Here is a 17,274-nt window from a genome sequence, read left to right as displayed (position 1 = left end):
GAGCGCACGTTGCCACCGCCCGAGCGCCCCACGAAGGAGCCCCCCGTGAGCGACCTGAAGATCGCCGTCATCCTCGGCAGCACCCGCCCCGGCCGCAACGGCAAGGCCGTCGCCGACTGGGTCATGGACCGGGCCGGCGCCCGCACCGCCGCCGAGTACGAACTGGTCGACCTCGCCGACCACCCGCTGCCGCTGCTGGACGAGCCCGTCCCGGCGGCCCGCCGCCAGTACCGCAACGAGCACACCAAGGCCTGGGCCGCGACGATCGCCGCCTACGACGGATACGTCTTCGTCACCCCCGAGTACAACCACTCCGTCCCGGCCGCGCTGAAGAACGCCATCGACTACCTGCACCAGGAGTGGGCCGACAAGGCCGCCGCCTTCGTCTCCTACGGCACCCTCGGCGGCGCCCGCGCCATCGAGCACCTGCGTGCCATCGCCAGCGAACTGCGCCTGGCGCACGTCCGCCAGCAGCTGTCCTTCTCGATGTTCACCGACTTCGAGAACTGGTCCCTGTTCAAGCCGGGCGAGCAGCACGACGAGTCCGCGCCCGTCCTGTTCGACCAGCTGGAGTCCTGGGCCCGCGCCCTCAAGACCGTCCGCGCCTGAGAGGACCCCCAAGGCACGACCCGCCGCGCGGCGCGAAGACACCGGCGTCTTGCGCCGCGTACGCGAAAGCCGCTCGAGTTCCCCTCGCGGCCCCGTCGACGAACCCTCGAGCCATCGCTCCCCGTCGGCCGATCCCCGCCGCGGGAACCGCCGTTGCCCGCATCATGCAAGAACAACCCACACGGAGGGGGCAACCGAGTGAGTGTGCACGCACATGCCGCCGGGTCCGCAGCAGGGGGCGGCGGTCACGGCCACGCCGTGGTCCTCGGCTCGTCCCTCGCCGGGCTCACCGCGGCCCGCGCCCTGGCCGGCTTCATGGACCGGGTCACCGTCGTCGAACGCGACTGGGTCCCGCGCGGACCCGGCCGCCGCCGGGGCCTGCCCCAGGCGAGGCACACGCACAGCCTCATGGAAGCCGCCCAGCAGGGCCTGGAACAGCTGTTCCCCGGCATAGTCCGGGACCTCACCGACGCCGGAGCGGTGCACGTCCGCATGCCCGAGGACATGCTGCTGCTCGGCCCGAGCGGCTGGCTGCCCCGGGTCGGCTCCGGCCTGTCGATGCTCAGCGCGAGCCGCGACCTGATCGACGCGGTGACCCGCGAGCGGCTGCTCGCCGATCCCAAGGTGACCCTCCTGGGCGAGCACGAGGCGGTCGCGCTCCAGCCCGGCCCCCACGACACCGTCACCGGCGTGTGGATACGCCGGCGCGACCGCAAGGCGTCCGACGGATGGGGTCCCCGCCGCCTGCTCTCCGCCGACTTCGTGGTGGACGCCACCGGACGCGGCTCGCGCGCCCCCCGCTGGCTCGCCGAACTCGGCTACGAACCTCCCCGCGAGACCGTGGCCGACGCCGGCACCGCCGTCGCCACCGCCCTGTTCACCGCGCCCGTCGGCCACGTCGCCGACTGGAAGAGCCTGTTGCTGATGCCCTCGCCCGACAACCCGGCCCAGGGCATGCTCAACCCCCTGGAGGGCGGCCGCTGGTCGGTGTCGGTCTGCACCGGCGACGGCGGCAGCGCACCCACCGGCCACGCGGCACTGCTGCGCGCCGCGGGCGGCCTGCGCCACCCCCTGCTGCACGACGTCCTGCGGGCCGCCACCCCGCTCGGCCCGGTCTACGTCTGCCGCACCACCGAGAACCGCTGGCGGCACTACGAGAAACTGCGGCGCTGGCCCGACCAGTTCCTCGTCCTCGGCGACGCCTTTGCCGCCTTCGACCCGGCCCACGGCCAGGGCATGACCGCCGCGGTGCAGTCCGCCCTCGTCCTCGGCCACATGCTGGCCGACCACGGCACGGCCGTCGGCCTCGGCTACCGGCTGCGCCGGGCCCTCGCCCACCGCCTGGCCCCCGCCTGGCGGACGAGCACCCGCGCCGTGCGGGCGGCGAAGAACGACCAGGACCCCGGCGTCGGCGCCCGGCTCGGCAGGCGCTACCACGCCCGGATCGCGGCGGCCGCGACCAGCGACCCGTACGCGGCGACAGCGCTGCTGCGCCTGCTGAAGACGGACGCGTCCCCCGCCACGGCGCTACGGCCGCGGGTGCTGAGAGCCGCGCTGCGCGGCCCTGACGGCCCCGCCCCGGCGGCTCTCGCGACGGCGCCCGCGGCCCCGCCCGTCGCCCCCCACGGCCCGGGCGCCCGCCGCCCCCGCCCCGCCGCGCCCACCACGGCCGGTCTCCCCGCCGGCCCGGCCCGGCAGAGCCTTCCCACTCGTAACCGCCTTGAGAATGACTTGAGTTGGCACATCAATCCGACTTGAGAGTGCTTGTTCGGCACCACCGCGCGCGGATAACGTTCCAGCTGCTCCAAGGCACGGGCCCGCTTGCGCCGCAGCAGGCCGACCCGACCACCGACCGCTCACCGGCCGGACCGGGTGTGCCAGTGACGGCCGAGCGGCGAGGGGAGGGTGCGCGCAGATGAGCACGACCGAAACGGCGCCACCGGGTGCGCGCACCGAGACGTCCAAAGGCGCCCGCATCGCGGACTGGGCGGACGGACGGCTCGGGATCTACAGCTTCCACAGCCTGATCCGCAAGGTGTTCCCCGACCACTGGTCGTTCATGGTCGGCGAGATCGCCCTCTACAGCTTCGTCGTGCTGCTGCTCACCGGCGTCTGGCTCACCCTGTTCTTCGACCCGAGCATGGCCGAGACCGTCTACGAGGGCTCCTACGCCCCGCTGCACGGCATCCCGATGTCACAGGCGTACGCCTCCACCCTCGACATCAGCTTCGACATACGCGGCGGCCTGCTCGTCCGCCAGCTGCACCACTGGTCGGCCCTCACCATGATCGCCGCCCTCTGCGTGCACACGATGCGCCACTTCTTCACCGGCTCGTTCCGCAAGCCGCGCGAGATGAACTGGCTGATCGGCTTCGTGATCCTGGTGCTGGTGATCCTCGAGGGCTTCCTCGGCTACTCGCTGCCCGACGACCTGCTCTCCGGCACCGGCCTGCGCATCGCCGAAGGCGTCACCCTCGCCATCCCGGTGGTCGGCACCTACCTGTCGATGTTCCTCTTCGGCGGCGAGTTCCCCGGCCACGACGTGATCCAGCGGTTCTACGGCCTTCACATCCTGCTGCTGCCCGGAATCATGGTGGCCCTGGTCACCGTCCACCTGATCCTGGTCTTCTACCACAAGCACACCCAGTTCCGGGGCCCCGGCCGCACCGAGAAGAACGTCGTCGGCCAGCCCCTGATGCCGAACTACGCGGCCAAGGCGGGCGGCTTCTTCTTCCTGGTCACCGGCGTCCTCGCCCTGACCGCCGGCCTCGCGCAGATCAACCCCGTGTGGACCTACGGCCCCTACCGCGCCGACCAGATCTCCCAGGGCTCGCAGCCCGACTGGTACATGGGCTTCCTCGAAGGCGCCCTGCGCGCCATGCCGCCCTGGGAGTTCGTCCTGTGGGGCCACACCGTCAACCTCGGCGTCCTGATCCCGGCCGTCGTCGTGCCCACCCTGATGGCCGCCGTCCTCGCCCTGTGGCCCTTCCTCGAGGCCTGGGTCACCAAGGACACCGAGGAACACCACCTCCTCGACCGACCGCGCGACCACCCCACCAGGACCGCGTTCGGCTGCGCCTTCATCGCCCTCTACCTCGTGCTGTTCTTCGGCGGCGCCAACGACGTCCTGGCCGAGCGCTTCCACCTCTCCCTCAACGCCGTCACCTGGACGGTACGCATCGGCTTCTTCGTCATCCCCGTACTGACCTACGTCGTCACCCGCCGGATCTGCCTCGGCCTCCAGCGACGCGACCGCGACAAGCTCCTGCACGGCCGCGAGACCGGCAGGATCCGCAGGCTCCCGCACGGCGAGTTCATCGAGGTGCACGAGCCCCTCGACCGCGGCACGCAGTACGCGCTGCTGTCCAAGCAGGACTACCGGCCCCTGCCGGCGCCCGCACCCGAGCACGACGGCATACCCAACCCGGACCACCGCAAGGAAGTCCTGCGCCACCGCCTCAGCCGCTGGCTCTACGGCGGCCAGATCGCGAAGCCGACCCGCGAGGAACTGGCCCACGACGAGCACACCGTCGAGCGGCTGGAGCAGGGCCAGGACGTGCACTGACCCGGCGGCACATCGCAGAGGGCCGACCCGCACGGCTGCGCGGGTGACCAGGGGACGGGTCACCCGCGCAGCCGTTTCGCGTACGACGAACGGAGGCCCGATGAGCACGAGCCCATGGCACCGGGAAGTCCCCCGCCCCGAGTCCATCACCCGGGCCCGCACCGGCCTGACCCAGGACCTGCGGGGCCGTGAGCGCCGCTACTTCACCGCCATGCTGATCCGCACCGCCTGCGTCGTCCTGATGGCCCTCACCTGGACCCGCTGGCCCGTCGTGGCCATCGGCGCCCTCGTCGGCTCGGTCGTCATCCCCTACGTGGCCGTGGTGGCCGCCCAGGCCGGCTGGCGCCAGCAACGCGGCCCCCGCCCACTCCTGGTTCCGGCCCCGGCCCCGGTGCCGGAAGAACCCCCCGTCCCCCACACCGTCCTCGAACCCACCCTGATCCTCCCGCCGGACCAGCAACCGACGCCCTGACGCCGTCGGCCCGTTCTCCCCGCCGCGCGGCGGGGAGAACGGGCCGACGGGGGCTCCTCGTCGAGGACTACCGGGAACCCAGCTCGGCGAGCAGGGCCTCGTAGTCGTCCGGGTGCTGTTCTCGCAGAAGGTCCATCCACACCCGGGCCCCCTGGACGAACGTCCTCGGCTGCATCTTCCGGTGGAGATGGTGCACGCAGTAGAAGGCGTCGTCGTACGGGAGCCGCTTCGGCTGCTCGGGCCGCGCGCCGCCCGGCGTCGCCGCCACGGGTCCCTCCGCGCCGGTCCGCGGTTCCGGGATGGACTCGGCGCCCTGCTCACCGTCGGCCGACGGCACATCCGGAAGGGGCCGCGACGGGGGCGACGGAGGAACAGCGGGAGCGGCGGGCGTCCCCGGAATTATCACGCCGTGATAATCGGCGGGGTCCGCGGGCCGGGCCACGGCCCTGCCCGACCGGGCCTCCGCCTTCCTGCGGGCCGCCTCCGCCCGTTCGTCCGCCTTCGCCTTCTGCTCCTCGGGAGGCAGCTTGCCGAGGTTGCGGACGTGCTCCACCTTCCGTTCCCCGGTCACCAGGTCCTTCTGGAGCTCAGGGGTGAGCTTGAGCAACGACAGCTTGCTGGAGATGGTGTTCTGCGGAATGCCCAGCCGCTTGGCGGCCTTGGTCTGGGACCCGTAGTAGTCGACCAGGGTCTTCAGGGCGTGAGCCTCTTCGAGGTCGGTCATGTCGTCGCGGTGGTAGTTCGCGACGAACGCGGCCTCGAGCAGGGCCTCGTCGGTGGCGACACGGCCGTTGTCGACGCGGACCGGGATGGTGGCCATCCCGACACGGCGGGCCGCCTCGAGACGGCGGTGGCCGTCGACGACGATGTACTGCGCTCCGTCGTCGAGGTCGCCGGCACGCTCCGGCCGGTTCCGCAGGTAGGCCTCGACCGTGGCGACGGCGATGGGAATGACGATGCCGACCTCGCGCACGGTCTGCACCGTCTCGTCGAGGTTGCGCAGGTGGTTGCGCGGGTTGTCCGGGTTGTCGCTGATGAGGGTGACCGGCAGCTCGGTGACGGCCGCCGCGGTCGACTCCTCCCCCCCGATGGTCCTGTCGATGAGGTTGCGCCGTGAGGACCGGGCTCCGCGCGCCGCGCCGAACGCGGGTGCCGATCCCAGGGAGTCAGCCTTGCTCAACGGTCGCTCCCCTCGCCACCTGTCGCATGGCCTCCGCCTGGTCGCTGTGCGGGGCGTAGGACAGCAGCGGCATCCGCTTGCGGACCGCTTCCCTCTGCTCCTTCAGATCACCGATGACGGCGAGGACCTTCGGATCACCGAGCGCCTTCCAGTTCTCCAGGGAGGACGTGGCGACGTAACCGCGCCGGGAGTCGTACAGGTTCACGACCAGACCGAGGTAGTCGACCTCGAGGGAGAGGTCCTGGCAGAGGTCCTCGATCTGCTGGGCGAGCATGCCGTAGGCCGTGGCCGACGAGTCCTCGGCCAGGACGGGGATGACGACGCCGGAGACACCGGCGGGTTCCCCTCGGCGCCGGTGGCCGTAGTACAGAGCGGCGTCCATGGCGATGCCGAGGCTGGGCGGGCAGTCGATGATGATGACGTCGTAGTCCACCTCGAGGGGACGCAGCGCCAGTTCGAGGGCCGCCTCCTTCTGGAAGCCGCGCTTCTGTGTCGCCACGACGGCGATCTTCGCGTCGAGGAGGAAGCCGTCGAAGCAGGCGGGCAGTACGTGCAGCCGCTTCTCGAACCGCTGGTCCTCTATCACCACGACCAGGTCACGCAGGTCCCCGGAGCCTTCGCCGCACATGTGGGAGACGAGGCTGTCGTGACCGGGCTCGATCTGGGGGACCCCGAGCTGTTCGCTGAGGTGCCCCTGAGGGTCGAAGTCGACGATGAGGACGCGCTTGCCCGCTTCGGCGTAGGCCTGACCGATGCCGGCGGAGACGGCGGTCTTGCCGACACCGCCCTTCTGGTTGCCGACGATCTTCCGTTCGGGATCCGTTCCGCGGACCCCGTGCCGGGGAGACGGGTTCGCCTCGAGCCAGCCGCGGATCGACTGGGCGAGACCCTGCGTGTACGAGACACCGCGGCCGCTGCACGTCTCCTTGAACTGCTCGTACAGGCCCGGCGGAAGCCAGGTGGAGAACGACCTGGCACCGGAGGTGTCCACCTCCGTGCCGCTGCCGACGCCGGCACGCCACCTGTTGATGGCCGCTTCGACGGCTTCCTGAATGTCCAGACTGAGCTCGGCGGCGCGGACCTTGAGTGATTGCTGGAGCGCCGGCGGCAGCTTGGACGCTACCTTTTCCCGGTCTCCGTCAGGGTATGGAGAGGCCATGGCGTCAGTATACTGACGTCAAGGGCGGTAAAGGCAAGCAGCTTGCGGAGTTTGACACGGTTTCACCCGGTGCTGATGCCCTGCTCGGTGATTATCACGGCGTGATAGTCCGGCCCGGCGACGGCGCTGCGGCCCGAACTATCACGGCGTGATAATCGACGGCCCTCTCCGGCGTTGTCACGGCGTGATGACCACCAGCCCCTTTGGCACTATCACGGCGTGATAATCACCGGCTCCCTCGTCCGTCCTCCACCGCGGACGGGGGCCTGACCAGGCGGGCTTCGCCCGTACCGTAGGGGTCGGCATGTCCCCTACGCCGAGGTCCGTCTTGGCGCCGCTGGGAACCAAGCGGTAGGCTGTGCCGCGAAACCTAGACACATTGAGGCCCCCGCTCCGGCGGGGGCCTCAATGGTGTGCGGCCGTGTCACGGCCTGGACTGCCTCCGCCGTGACCGGCCGCGGGCCGCCGAGAGGTTCAGCACGTCCGCCGTTTCCCCGGCAGCGGGTGCGGTGGGCTTGGGGCGGCCCGGCGTGCCGCGGCCCAGACGCTTCTCCCTCTTCTCCCGCTCGGCCCGGGCGACAGCGGCCTCGTAACGTTCCTGGTAGTCGTCGACGTCGAGGCGGTCGGCGGGGTCGAGCGTCCCGATGGCCTCCAGGTGCTCCGTGACGCTGCGGGCACCGCTGATCATCGGGTTGAGGAGGTAGACGCCCTTGGTCTGGCGGAACACGAGCCTGGCGAGGATGAGGGCCTGCAGACCACGTCCCACCATGGAACGGTGCACATCCAGGGCCTCGGCCAGCTCCTCTTCCGTGACCAGGCAGCGCCCTCCCGGCTCCTGGATCCCCAGGAGCCGGAAGAGTACGCGGTAGGCGATCCCCGGCATCGCGGGCATGTACGCGAAACCGTTGAAGGTGCCGTACGTCAGCTCCGGCGGCTCCGGGTTCGCAGACGCTGCAGTCCTCATCTCACGCCTCCGGCTTCTTCTTCGTGCTCTTACGCTTGCGCGCCTTCGATGACGGTTCGGGGAGTCTCGCGCCCGGGAGGGCCATGTCTCTGAATTCCTCCGGAACACCCGTGTCAAGTACGAGTTCATTCAGAAGGCTCAGTTGTTCCACCTGCACCTTGACCCTTTTGGCGGCCGCCCCTCGGACGGGCTTCTGGATCAGCCGGTACCCTCCGCGCAGGGTCACCGCGGGCTGGAGCTGGATGGCTCCCCGCTTCGGTGAGTAGGCCAGGCCCAGTCGCTTCAGCTTGGTCTGGGCGCGGGACACCTGGGCCGGATCCATCTCCAGCTCGGCAGCGATCTCGGCCTGCTTGAGCTCGACCGCCCCTCCCACTTCCTGACTCCCCATCATGTAGAGCAGTACGCACAGGGTGACATTGTCGTCCCGGAAGTACCTGGCGGCCCAGCGCAGGAACTCCAGGCTGTCCTGGGCGAAGTACTTGCCGATGAAGTCACCGGCCGTGACGGGGGGTCTGACCTCCGCCGTGTGGCCGACGGGCAGCTCGACGAGGTTCTTCCTCGGTCCGAGCGCGCCGGCGTACGGACTGCTGGCGCTCGGCGCACGGGGCGAGGACGGGCCGGGGGTCCGACGGGGGTTCCCCTGTGGCTGTGCGGGCATGACGCTATGCGCTCCTCAAGATCGAAACCTAGACGCGGAGCACACTAGTGATTGCGCATATAGATAGCAATGACGCGACCTATCTGCGCGTTGGACGTGTCGAACATGACTCCGAAGTCATGTTCGCGACGACGACACCCCCCGTATCCATTGCGCATCTAGGTCGCAATGGATACGGGGCAAGGTGACATCTCCCGTCGCGCCATTGCGCATCTAGGTCGCAATGGATACGGGGCAACTTGACTCGGGAAGCAACTTACGCACCCTCAAAATGACGTGTGAGTCATGTTCTGACGGCTCCTCAAGGCCTCTGACCTGCGATGATGTGAATGCCTCTATTCTCTATAAGCGCATGTCCGTCTCGGCACGACCCTCATTGAGCTGCTGCCGGGGAGCATCGCTCGGGTCACGTGTCTCTCCTCGCGTGCCGTCGGCACGCACGACCCCCGCACCGCTGTCGGTCCCGCCTCGACTCGGACCTTTCCCTCCTCCTGCCTGTCGGCCTGCACCACCGAAAGCCCGCCACGACGAGGGCCGCGCTCCGACGAGCAGGCGCGCGTATGTCTCCAGCAACCCCGTTCCGGTCCCAGCCACGCTGCTTCTGGTGAAAAGTCCAGAACCAGTCAGCCGGCACCTGTCGAAGGGGCAGGGGCGAGGGAGCTAAGCTATTTCGCAGAACGATATATTTATTCCGCATAATGGAAAGTTGGGGTGGGCGCGTATGGCGAAGATCGGATTCATAGGCCTGGGCATCATGGGCAGCCCGATGGCCGTCAACCTGGTGCGCGCCGGGCACGAGGTGACCGGCTGGAACCGCACCCCGGAGAAGACCGCTGCGCTCGTGGAGGCCGGCGGGCGGGCTGCGGACACCATCGTCGAGGCCGTCCGGGACGCCGAGTTCGTCCTCACGATGGTGCCCGCCGGTCCCCAGGTCGAGGCGGTCGCCTACGGCCCCGACGGCATCCTGGCGAACGCCCGGCCGGGCACCCTGCTCATCGACCACTCCTCCATCTCGCCGCAGACCTCCCGCGCACTCGCCCAGAGGGCGGAGGAGCACGGTGTGCGCGTGCTGGACGCTCCCGTGTCCGGCGGCGAGGCAGGAGCCGTGGAGGCCGTGCTGTCCCTCATGGTGGGCGGTGACACGGAGGACTTCCACGCCGCGCGGCCGGTGCTGGAAGCGGTGGGCAGCACGATCGTGCACTGCGGTCCGCACGGCGCGGGACAGACCGTGAAGGCCGCCAACCAGATGATCGTCGCCGTCAACCTCCAGGCCTGCGCCGAAGCGGTCACCTTCCTGCGCAAGTCCGGCGTCGACCTGGCGGCGGCGCTGGAGGTACTGGGCGGCGGGCTGGCCTCTTCGGCCGTCCTGGCCCGCAAGAAGGACAACTTCCTGCGCGAGGACTTCACCCCGGGATTCAAGGCGTCCCTGCACCACAAGGACATGGGGATCGCCGCCGACGCCGCCCGCACGGCCGGCGCGGTGGCTCCCGTCACGGCGGTCGCCGCCCAGCAGATCGCCGCCGCCTGCGCGAACGGCTGGGGCGAACTCGACCACTCCGTCCTGCTGCGCGGCGTGGCACGGCTCAGCGGAACGGACGGGTGAGCGCCGCACTGGCCGAGCACGCTCCCGGTGCTTGCCGCCGGTGACCCTCTTCTCGGTGCGGAACGGCGACGCTGAGGAATCAGTCCAGGATCGCGGTCGCCTCGACCTCGACGAGCACGTCCGGCTCGAAGAGGTACGCGACGCCGATGAGGGAGGCCGGAGGCATGGGAGTCGGGAGGCCGATCTCCTCGGCGACGGCCTCCACGCCGGCCATGAAGTCGCCGATCTTCTCCGGCGCCCACCGGGTCACGTAGAACGTCAGGCGCAGCACGTCCGCGAACGTCGCACCCGCGCCTGCCAGTCCGACGGCGGTGTTGCGCAAGGCCTGGGCGACCTGCCCGGCCAGATCACCGGGCGCGACCGGAGTCCCGTCGGCCTGACGTGCGACCTGTCCGCTGACGTGGACGTGCCTCGCCCCGGTGCCCACGGCGACGTGGTGGTACGGGACCGGCTGCAGCATGCCTTCCGGTGTCAAGCGTTGAACCGTCATGGGTTCCTCTCCTCCGAAGTAAGTATCTTGAAGCTACCTAGTAGGAGAAAGACACTTCAACGAGACCAGGTTTCGCCATGGATACCGCCGACGAACTCCGCATCGACGCCCCGTACCGCGAACTGCTCGACCAGATCCTCGACAAGTGGTCGCTCAGCGTCCTCAACGAGCTCTGCGAGCGCCCGTGCCGCTTCAACGAACTGCGCCGGGCCATCCCCCAGGTCACACAGAAGTCGCTGACCGCGACGCTCCGGCGCCTCGAACGCAACGGAGTCGTCGAGCGCGAGGTCGTCTCCACCCGCCCCGTGGCGGTCAGGTACCGGATCACACCGCTCGGCAAGACCCTTCGGCACCCCGTCGACGTGCTGCTGGCCTGGGCCTCGCAGAACATGCCCGCCATCGAACGCGCACGCGAAAATTTCGACGACCGTGAGGAAGAAGCCGCCCTCGGCAACGTCGCCGACCCCGGTACCCGGACCGGGGAAGGAAAAGGACACGGCGAGACACCTCCGGGCCATACGACACGTGCCCGCGGGCACGGGGAGAACGCCTGACAGGCGGCCCTCGCCGCGGCTCGGCGCTGGACTCTCCCACCGTGGGAGAGTCCACCATGACGGCATGCAGGACGGACTTCTCTCCATCGGGCGCTTCGCCCGGCTGTGCCGCCTCAGCGTGAAGCAGCTGCGGCACTACGACGACCTGGGGCTGCTGACCCCCCACCGCGTGGACGCCGGCTCCGGTTACCGCTACTACACATCCGAGCAGGCACGCGACGCCCTGACCATCGCCCTGCTACGGGAGATGGACCTCCCGCTGGCCGTCATCGCCCGGACACTGGCGGCCGGGCGCGAGGGCAGGGCGCGGATCCTGCGCACCGAGCGGGACCGGCTGGCCGAGCGGATCCGCAGGGACCGGGCCCGGCTCGAGATGCTGGAGCGGCTGACGCGGGACGGTCTGCCCGACTACGAGGTGACGCTGGGCAGAGAGCCGGAGCGACGACTGGCGGTGGTGCGCGCGGTGTGCACTCCCGCGCAGATCGGGACCACGGTGCAGGAGAGCACGGGCCGACTGCTGACCGGGCTCGGCGAGAGGGGAATCACGGGACAGCCACCGCTGTGGGGGCTCTACCCGCTCGACCTGGAGGAGCAGATGGAGATCGGCGTCGGAGCACAGATCCCGCAGACGGACGGCGTGCCCGGCCTGGAATGCACGATGCTGCCCGGCGGGCCCGTCGCCGAGACCGTACACGTCGGTCCCTACACCCAACTGCCCCTCGCCTACCACGCACTCTTCACCGCCGTCCACGAGCGCGGCCTGCGCCCGCTGGCACCCGTACGCGAGGCGTACCTCGTCGGACCGGCGCAGACACCGCCAGGAGAGCTGACGACCCGGCTGATCGTCCCCATCGAGGAGAACGCGGCATGACCACACTGACGGACATCGACACGCGCGGCATGCGGCACTGCGAGACGACGACCCTGGGGGTACTGCTCAGACACCAGGGACTCCACCTGTCCGAACCCATGCTGTTCGGACTCGGCTCCGGCCTGTCCTTCCTCTACTGGGACGGCAAGACCATGGACTTCCCCTTCCTCGGCGGACGGGTCAAGCCCTTCGACCTCACCAGGAACCTGGCCGGCAGGCTCGGACTGAACCTGCTGGTCCAGGAGACCACCTCCCCGCGCAAGGCATGGGGACACGTGACGGCCGCCCTCGACGCCGGCCGCCCCGTGGGGCTCCAGCTCGACAGCCACCACCTTGACTACTTCGACTCGAAGACCCACTTCGGCGGCCACGTCGTCGCCATGTACGGCTACGACGACCACCAGGCCTACCTGGTGGACACCGACCAGCAGGGCGGAGCGGTCCGCGTCAGCCTGGACGGCCTGGCACGGGCCAGGGCAGCACGGGGCCCGATGACCGCCAGGCACCGCTCCTTCACCCTCACCGCTCCGCGGAACCTGCCCGACCCGCACGGACACATCGTTCCCGCCATCACCGCCTGCGCCGACGCGTTCCTGAATCCGCCCATCGCCAACCTCGGCCACCGCGGCATCGAGAAGGCCGGCCGACTGGTACCCACCTGGCTCGAACGCACCGACCGCCCACAGCGGGACCTGCCCCGGACCGCCATGCTGATGGAGAAGGCCGGCACAGGTGGCGCCCTGTTCCGCAACCTCTACCGCGACTTCCTCGCCGAGTGCACCGAGTTGCTCGACAGCCGCCACCTGCGCACCGGCCACACGCTGTACACCGAGGCGGCCGGCCTGTGGACGTACACGGCGGCACTGATCGCGAAAGCCGGTGAAACGGGCGATGAGCAGTGCCTCACCCAGGCCGGCTCGACCCTCGGCGACATCGCCCGGATCGAACGCGAGGCCATGCGCGAGCTGAGCCGCCTGGACAGTGAACCCCCGGCGTGAGCCGGCCCCGACACACCGGCCCGTACACCACCGCGCGGTTCCTCAGACGCCAATGCGGGCCGGAACGGGGCATCCAGCCGGGTCCCGAGGTCCTTGCCGCGTCGATCGACGACGCGGGCAACCGGTCCGCGGCCGCCAGGTCCTCGTCCAAGGCATCGCCCGCGTACAGCGCGGCCGCGGACGTCGGCAGCTTCTCCGCGAACGCGGCCGCTTCCTCGATCTCCTGGTGGAACGTCATGACCGTACGCAGGTTGCACACCGCCGAGTGCTCCAGGAGCGCGGTCTGCAGCAGTGCAAGGAGCCGGCCCCGCCGCGCCTCCTCCGACTCCCCGACGACGGGCACGGGACCGTGGATCCCGAACCCGGCGAGGATCCCCGCTCGACCGCCTCCGGAAGCCCCAGCCCGACCAGCCACGGCCCGTACGTCTCAAAGTCCTGGTCTGTCGACGCCAGGCTCCACCTCCTGGCCGTAGAGCCGTTACCCGTCCGCCAGGGCGGCTTCCAGCGGCCCGCGAACCGCCCGCTGACCCCGTCAGGTCCTCCAGGTCCTCGCGATCCACGAGCGAGACGTACGCGGCGAACACGACCACGGGCCCGGGCCTGGCCCACAACGCGAGCTGGATCGCATCGATAATCGATAGTGGTGCGCACCCCCAGCGAGGCGAGCACAGGGTCGTTCTCCAGCGAACACACCGCCACCATCGGCGCCCGGTGACCGACCGCCCGTCACGCCTGCGCGGTCTGCGCGAGCAGGTCCGGGGCCGGCACCGTACGCCAGCACAATTGCCCTGCCGGCCGTGCGCAGAGGATGCCCCGACTGCAGGGGCTGTCCCTTTCCATACCGATCACGTGAGTCAGCAGCGTGAGCCCACAGCACACCTCGTTCGGACCGGCCTCGGAGTCCAAAAGCATGAAGAGGATTTCGTAGTCACTCATCTCCACGGCCTCATGCGCCGGTGTCCACGGCTCCACCTCAGGCCAGGAGCCAGGCGCTGCGGGACAGGAGGTTGTTGACGCCTGGAAGTTCGCGGAACGCCCGGACGTTCCTTCCAGGTATGAAGATCAGCGAAGCGTCCAGGGCCAGCGGCGTGAGCGCGAGGTCGTTGCGGTACTACGAGGATGAGGGCTTGATAGTCCCGGGTCGTTTCAGCAATGGGTACCGCGACTACTGCAGGTCGACCCTCGACCGAGTCCTCGTCATCCGCTCGCTGCTGGAGTCCGGACTGCCCGTGCGCTTGATCAAGGAGGTCCTGCCTCACCTCACGGACGGTCCCGGTGATGTCGTCACGGACGTGGTGCGCGCGGAGTTCCTTCACGAGGTGCAGAGCTATCGCGATCGGCTCGCTGCCCGCATCGCCGATCTCAGTGCTCAACAGGCGGCACTCGACACCTACCTGCGAGAGGCCCGGCCCACGGACGCATGATTCCTGCTTGACCTTGACGCCTGTGTGAAGCTTCTACGTTCCCGGGCATGGAGACCAACGAGCAGCACCACAACGCTGGGCAGACGATGCGGGCCCTGATCCAGCACTCGCACCGCGGACCGAAGGACCAGAGCCTCACGACGGACCGTCGCCGCCCCACCCCCGGTTCAGGGGAGTATCTGATTCGAGTCGGTGCCGCCGGGGTCAACTTCGCGGACGTCATGCAGACCCATGGAACCTACGCAGGAGGACCACAGGCACCCTACGTGGCGGGCTTCGAAGCGGCCGGCGAGATCGTTGCCGTTGGACCGGAGGTCGCCAACCCGCTTGAGGTCGGCACCCACGTCGTGGGAGCCGGACCGGGCGCCTTCGCGCAGTACATGACGATGCCAGCCGCGGAGGTGCTTGCCGTCCCATCCGGCTGGACGGACGCTGAAGCCCTTGGCCTGGTGCTGAACTGGGCGACCGCGTTGGCGGCACTGAAGCCGCTGGGCGAGGTCAAGAAGGGTGACGCGGTGCTCATTCATGCCGCGGCCGGCGGTGTGGGCCAGGCCGCCGTCCGCCTCGCCCACCACTACGGCGCACGCGTGATCGCCACGGCATCACCGGCCAAGCACGACACCGTCAAAGCGCTCGGAGCCGACGCAGTCCTGGACAGCGCCCGCCCCGATCTGGCCGCGGAGATCACGCGCCTGACCGGCGGCGTGGACCTGGTCCTGGAGTCCGTGGGACAAGCCACTTTCCAAGCCAGCTTGGCCGTCACCAAATCCTTCACCGGACGCATCGTCGTGTTCGGTGCCGCCTCCGGCAACGCCGGCCTGACCACACACGACCTGGTTTTCACCCATCCCGTGCAAGTCAAGGGCCTGCACATTGGCGCGCTGGCAACCGCGGCCCCGTCCATCTATGGCGAACTGCTCACCGAGATCGACACGCTCATCGCCGCCGGCGTGTACGTGCCCGGCACACCTCAGGTCCACCCCCTGGCGGAGGGACCGTCCGTGCTGCAGGAGCTCGAAGCGGGCCGGACCCGTGGCAAGCACGCTCTCGATCCGTGGCGCTAGAAGCCGGCTGTGACTCACCGAAACGCCCGCTGCCGTTCGAGGGACGACTGCGTCTCGTGCCGCACTGCCAGAACCACCCGATCGCGCACGTCGCCGCGGAGAGGAGGATCTTTTGCTCGTGCGCGTTGAAGTAGGCCAACCGCTACCGCCAACGCGGCGAACGCAGACTGCTGAACCGTTCCTCAACACCCCGACGCCAACCGACCGCGACCGACACCGACGTAGTGGCAAGGCTCGATGCGCCGCTCCGCCGTTCCGAGAAGTGGCCTGCCTCCCGGATCGCGTTCGACCTCCAGGCCGACGGGGGTGACGATCAGCCGCCGCACGGTGTCACGGCACCTGCTTGCCCTCGGGCTGAACCGGCGCCGCTTCACCGACCCCAGTGGCGGCTCGAACCAGGAGCCACGGAAGACCACAGCCCGCCGTCCAGACCACATGGTCCACATCGATGTGAAGAAGGACGGCCGGATCCCAAAGGGCGGTGAATGGCGAACCCACGGACGGGGAAGCAGCCAGACCAAGACCGTGGAGCGCCGCAAAAAGAAGGGTGACCGCGGCGGCCACGTCCACCTTCACTCCGCCGTCGACGGGTTCCGCCAACTCGCCTATACCGAGGCACTGCCCGACGAGAAGGCCGCGACCGCCCTAGCCTTCCTGCACCGAGCCAGAGCCTGGTTCGCAGCTCACGGCATCACCCGAACCGAACGCATCGTCACCCACAACGGCACCTGCTACCGCGTCGACGCGTTCACCCTGACCCTGCTGGGATCCCGCCACCAGCGCATCGGGATTCATCGTGCCTTCTCCTTTCCACCGGCCTTGCTGGGCCGTGGCTGTCAGATAGCGGACGGACCACGGACCTAACGCGCCGAGGCTGGTACGGCCCTCCCGATTCCCTGCTACCGGGTGTCCTCGATCTACGCCAAAGTTACATGCTGCATCAAAACGAAATGCAGACTTGCGAGCTCCCTCGGCAGAGCCTTCTCCACGAGATCTCGCCCGTCCCTGATGGGCATCATGCATCGGGGGTAGATGGTGCCGCATGGCATCGACGACCGAGCGCATCCAGTTCCTGCGGGCTGTGCGGCAATTGCGCCGTATCCGTTCCTTCTACGTTGTGGGCATTCTGTTGTGGACGGGGTCCGCTGCCTGGACGGGCTGGCAGGCGCCGGGGAGTCGGCAGATGTGGGTGTCTGTTCTCCTCCTGGCCGTGTTCACTGTTCTCCTCGTCACTGCGAGCCTGTCACTGCGGAGTCTCGCGGTTCCCGCGACGGGCTGGCCCGTGCGTCATGCTGCCTCGCACAAGCTGCCGAACGCCCGGCATCATGCGCATGCCTGAGGGGCGATCAGCCTGTCCGCCGACCAGGCCCGGACCGTCTTCTCCGTGTAGCCAGCCGGGCGCCGAAGGGGCCTTAGGTCCGGGAGCGCAGCGGACGGACCCTCACGTCCCGCTTGCGGGGCGTGGACGCGGGGAGCGCAGCGGACCGCGCCGCCCCGGACCGAAGGTCCGGGGCAAGCCCCTCGGAGCGTCAGCGGAGAGGGGCCGGCCGCTTGCGGCCGAACCGCCCCCGCTTGCGGGGGCGGTGACGCTCCGTCATGCCCGGCGCACAGCGCCGGGCTCGCGCTCCTCCGCGCGCCAGCGCGGAGGTACCCGCTCCGCGGG

Annotated in this window: 15 protein-coding genes and 3 pseudogenes; 12 read left to right on the top strand and 6 right to left on the bottom strand. The window is 69.6% G+C overall.

The features are described from left to right. Positions 1 to 45: 45 nt before the first annotated feature. From ACZ4V6_RS32720 to ACZ4V6_RS32705, 4 genes are all read left to right on the top strand, one after another. Positions 46 to 609 (top strand): NADPH-dependent FMN reductase, encoded by a 564-nt coding sequence (locus ACZ4V6_RS32720; RefSeq protein WP_100044786.1) that lies wholly within the window; start codon positions 46 to 48, stop codon positions 607 to 609. A 198-nt stretch (positions 610 to 807) separates the two neighbouring features. Further along, entirely contained in the window at positions 808 to 2,367 is a 1,560-nt protein-coding gene (locus tag ACZ4V6_RS32715) for an FAD-dependent oxidoreductase (protein ID WP_467834382.1), read from the top strand. A gap of 157 nt (positions 2,368 to 2,524) precedes the next feature. Continuing rightward, positions 2,525 to 4,174 (top strand): cytochrome bc1 complex cytochrome b subunit, encoded by a 1,650-nt coding sequence (qcrB, locus tag ACZ4V6_RS32710; RefSeq protein ID WP_467834380.1) that lies wholly within the window; start codon positions 2,525 to 2,527, stop codon positions 4,172 to 4,174. A gap of 100 nt (positions 4,175 to 4,274) precedes the next feature. Next, entirely contained in the window at positions 4,275 to 4,646 is a 372-nt protein-coding gene (locus tag ACZ4V6_RS32705; RefSeq protein ID WP_467834379.1) for a DUF3099 domain-containing protein, read from the top strand. Between the two features lie 67 nt (positions 4,647 to 4,713). On the opposite strand, the gene ACZ4V6_RS32700 is transcribed toward ACZ4V6_RS32705, so the two are convergent. From ACZ4V6_RS32700 to ACZ4V6_RS32685, 4 genes are all read right to left on the bottom strand, one after another. Then, positions 4,714 to 5,826, bottom strand: a complete 1,113-nt coding sequence (locus ACZ4V6_RS32700; protein WP_467834377.1) for a ParB/RepB/Spo0J family partition protein — start codon at positions 5,824 to 5,826, stop codon at positions 4,714 to 4,716. Further along, positions 5,813 to 6,985, bottom strand: a complete 1,173-nt coding sequence (locus ACZ4V6_RS32695) for a ParA family protein (protein WP_467834375.1) — start codon at positions 6,983 to 6,985, stop codon at positions 5,813 to 5,815. The genes ACZ4V6_RS32700 and ACZ4V6_RS32695 overlap by 14 nt, the downstream gene beginning before the upstream one ends. Positions 6,986 to 7,409: 424 nt before the next feature. Then, positions 7,410 to 7,949, bottom strand: coding sequence for a hypothetical protein (locus ACZ4V6_RS32690; RefSeq protein WP_467834373.1), 540 nt, complete (start codon positions 7,947 to 7,949; stop codon positions 7,410 to 7,412). A gap of 1 nt (position 7,950) precedes the next feature. Next, positions 7,951 to 8,607: a hypothetical protein gene (locus ACZ4V6_RS32685; RefSeq protein ID WP_467834371.1), complete on the bottom strand. Its 657-nt coding sequence runs from the start codon at positions 8,605 to 8,607 to the stop codon at positions 7,951 to 7,953. Positions 8,608 to 9,328: 721 nt separating this feature from the next. Between ACZ4V6_RS32685 and ACZ4V6_RS32680 the strand changes: the two genes are divergently transcribed. Further along, positions 9,329 to 10,210: a 2-hydroxy-3-oxopropionate reductase gene (locus ACZ4V6_RS32680; RefSeq protein WP_467834370.1), complete on the top strand. Its 882-nt coding sequence runs from the start codon at positions 9,329 to 9,331 to the stop codon at positions 10,208 to 10,210. Between the two features lie 79 nt (positions 10,211 to 10,289). Here the strand turns inward: ACZ4V6_RS32680 and ACZ4V6_RS32675 are convergent, their stop codons facing one another. Continuing rightward, positions 10,290 to 10,700 carry a RidA family protein gene (locus ACZ4V6_RS32675; protein WP_467834369.1) on the bottom strand — a complete coding sequence of 137 codons (411 nt, stop codon included), beginning with the start codon at positions 10,698 to 10,700 and terminating at the stop codon, positions 10,290 to 10,292. Between the two features lie 77 nt (positions 10,701 to 10,777). On the opposite strand from ACZ4V6_RS32675, the pseudogene ACZ4V6_RS32670 reads away from it, so the two are divergent. The 3 genes and pseudogenes from ACZ4V6_RS32670 to ACZ4V6_RS32660 form a co-directional block, all read left to right on the top strand. Next, positions 10,778 to 11,137 (top strand): annotated as a pseudogene (locus ACZ4V6_RS32670) (winged helix-turn-helix transcriptional regulator); the annotation flags it as partial. Between the two features lie 181 nt (positions 11,138 to 11,318). Beyond that, the gene (locus ACZ4V6_RS32665; RefSeq protein WP_467834367.1) at positions 11,319 to 12,125 is read left to right on the top strand and encodes a MerR family transcriptional regulator; all 807 of its coding nucleotides are present in this window, start codon (positions 11,319 to 11,321) and stop codon (positions 12,123 to 12,125) included. Further along, on the top strand, positions 12,122 to 13,123 hold the full coding sequence (locus tag ACZ4V6_RS32660; protein WP_467834365.1) for a BtrH N-terminal domain-containing protein: 1,002 nt from the start codon (positions 12,122 to 12,124) through the stop codon (positions 13,121 to 13,123). Before ACZ4V6_RS32665 ends, ACZ4V6_RS32660 begins: the two co-directional genes overlap by 4 nt. A 97-nt stretch (positions 13,124 to 13,220) precedes the next feature. Here the strand turns inward: ACZ4V6_RS32660 and ACZ4V6_RS32655 are convergent. Further along, positions 13,221 to 13,894 (bottom strand): annotated as a pseudogene (locus ACZ4V6_RS32655) (DEAD/DEAH box helicase); the annotation flags it as partial. Between the two features lie 284 nt (positions 13,895 to 14,178). Between ACZ4V6_RS32655 and ACZ4V6_RS32650 the strand changes: the two are divergent. The 4 genes and pseudogenes from ACZ4V6_RS32650 to ACZ4V6_RS32635 all read left to right on the top strand — a co-directional run bounded on the left by ACZ4V6_RS32650 (position 14,179) and on the right by ACZ4V6_RS32635 (position 16,950). After that, positions 14,179 to 14,547 (top strand): MerR family transcriptional regulator, encoded by a 369-nt coding sequence (locus ACZ4V6_RS32650; protein ID WP_467834363.1) that lies wholly within the window; start codon positions 14,179 to 14,181, stop codon positions 14,545 to 14,547. Between the two features lie 47 nt (positions 14,548 to 14,594). Then, positions 14,595 to 15,611: a zinc-binding dehydrogenase gene (locus tag ACZ4V6_RS32645; protein WP_467834361.1), complete on the top strand. Its 1,017-nt coding sequence runs from the start codon at positions 14,595 to 14,597 to the stop codon at positions 15,609 to 15,611. Beyond that, positions 15,602 to 16,397 (top strand): annotated as a pseudogene (locus tag ACZ4V6_RS32640) (helix-turn-helix domain-containing protein); the annotation flags it as partial. The gene ACZ4V6_RS32645 and the pseudogene ACZ4V6_RS32640, both read left to right, overlap by 10 nt. Positions 16,398 to 16,653: 256 nt before the next feature. Further along, entirely contained in the window at positions 16,654 to 16,950 is a 297-nt protein-coding gene (locus tag ACZ4V6_RS32635) for a hypothetical protein (protein WP_467834359.1), read from the top strand. Positions 16,951 to 17,274: the final 324 nt, after the last annotated feature.

This window comes from Streptomyces sp. NPDC029152 (assembly GCF_055564355.1).
This window is presented reverse-complemented; position numbering and strand designations above follow the sequence as displayed.

Excerpts from the sequence above, each read along its gene's own strand:
- ACZ4V6_RS32695 (WP_467834375.1), bottom strand. The coding sequence starts at position 6,985 with ATGGCCTCTCCATACCCTGACGGAGACCGGGAAAAGGTAGCGTCCAAG.
- ACZ4V6_RS32675 (WP_467834369.1), bottom strand. The coding sequence starts at position 10,700 with ATGACGGTTCAACGCTTGACACCGGAAGGCATGCTGCAGCCGGTCCCG.
- ACZ4V6_RS32660 (WP_467834365.1), top strand. The coding sequence starts at position 12,122 with ATGACCACACTGACGGACATCGACACGCGCGGCATGCGGCACTGCGAG.
- ACZ4V6_RS32680 (WP_467834370.1), top strand. The coding sequence starts at position 9,329 with ATGGCGAAGATCGGATTCATAGGCCTGGGCATCATGGGCAGCCCGATG.
- qcrB (WP_467834380.1), top strand. The coding sequence starts at position 2,525 with ATGAGCACGACCGAAACGGCGCCACCGGGTGCGCGCACCGAGACGTCC.
- ACZ4V6_RS32705 (WP_467834379.1), top strand. The coding sequence starts at position 4,275 with ATGAGCACGAGCCCATGGCACCGGGAAGTCCCCCGCCCCGAGTCCATC.
- ACZ4V6_RS32645 (WP_467834361.1), top strand. The coding sequence starts at position 14,595 with ATGGAGACCAACGAGCAGCACCACAACGCTGGGCAGACGATGCGGGCC.
- ACZ4V6_RS32665 (WP_467834367.1), top strand. The coding sequence starts at position 11,319 with ATGCAGGACGGACTTCTCTCCATCGGGCGCTTCGCCCGGCTGTGCCGC.
- ACZ4V6_RS32650 (WP_467834363.1), top strand. The coding sequence starts at position 14,179 with ATGAAGATCAGCGAAGCGTCCAGGGCCAGCGGCGTGAGCGCGAGGTCG.
- ACZ4V6_RS32685 (WP_467834371.1), bottom strand. The coding sequence starts at position 8,607 with ATGCCCGCACAGCCACAGGGGAACCCCCGTCGGACCCCCGGCCCGTCC.
- ACZ4V6_RS32635 (WP_467834359.1), top strand. The coding sequence starts at position 16,654 with ATGGCATCGACGACCGAGCGCATCCAGTTCCTGCGGGCTGTGCGGCAA.
- ACZ4V6_RS32690 (WP_467834373.1), bottom strand. The coding sequence starts at position 7,949 with ATGAGGACTGCAGCGTCTGCGAACCCGGAGCCGCCGGAGCTGACGTAC.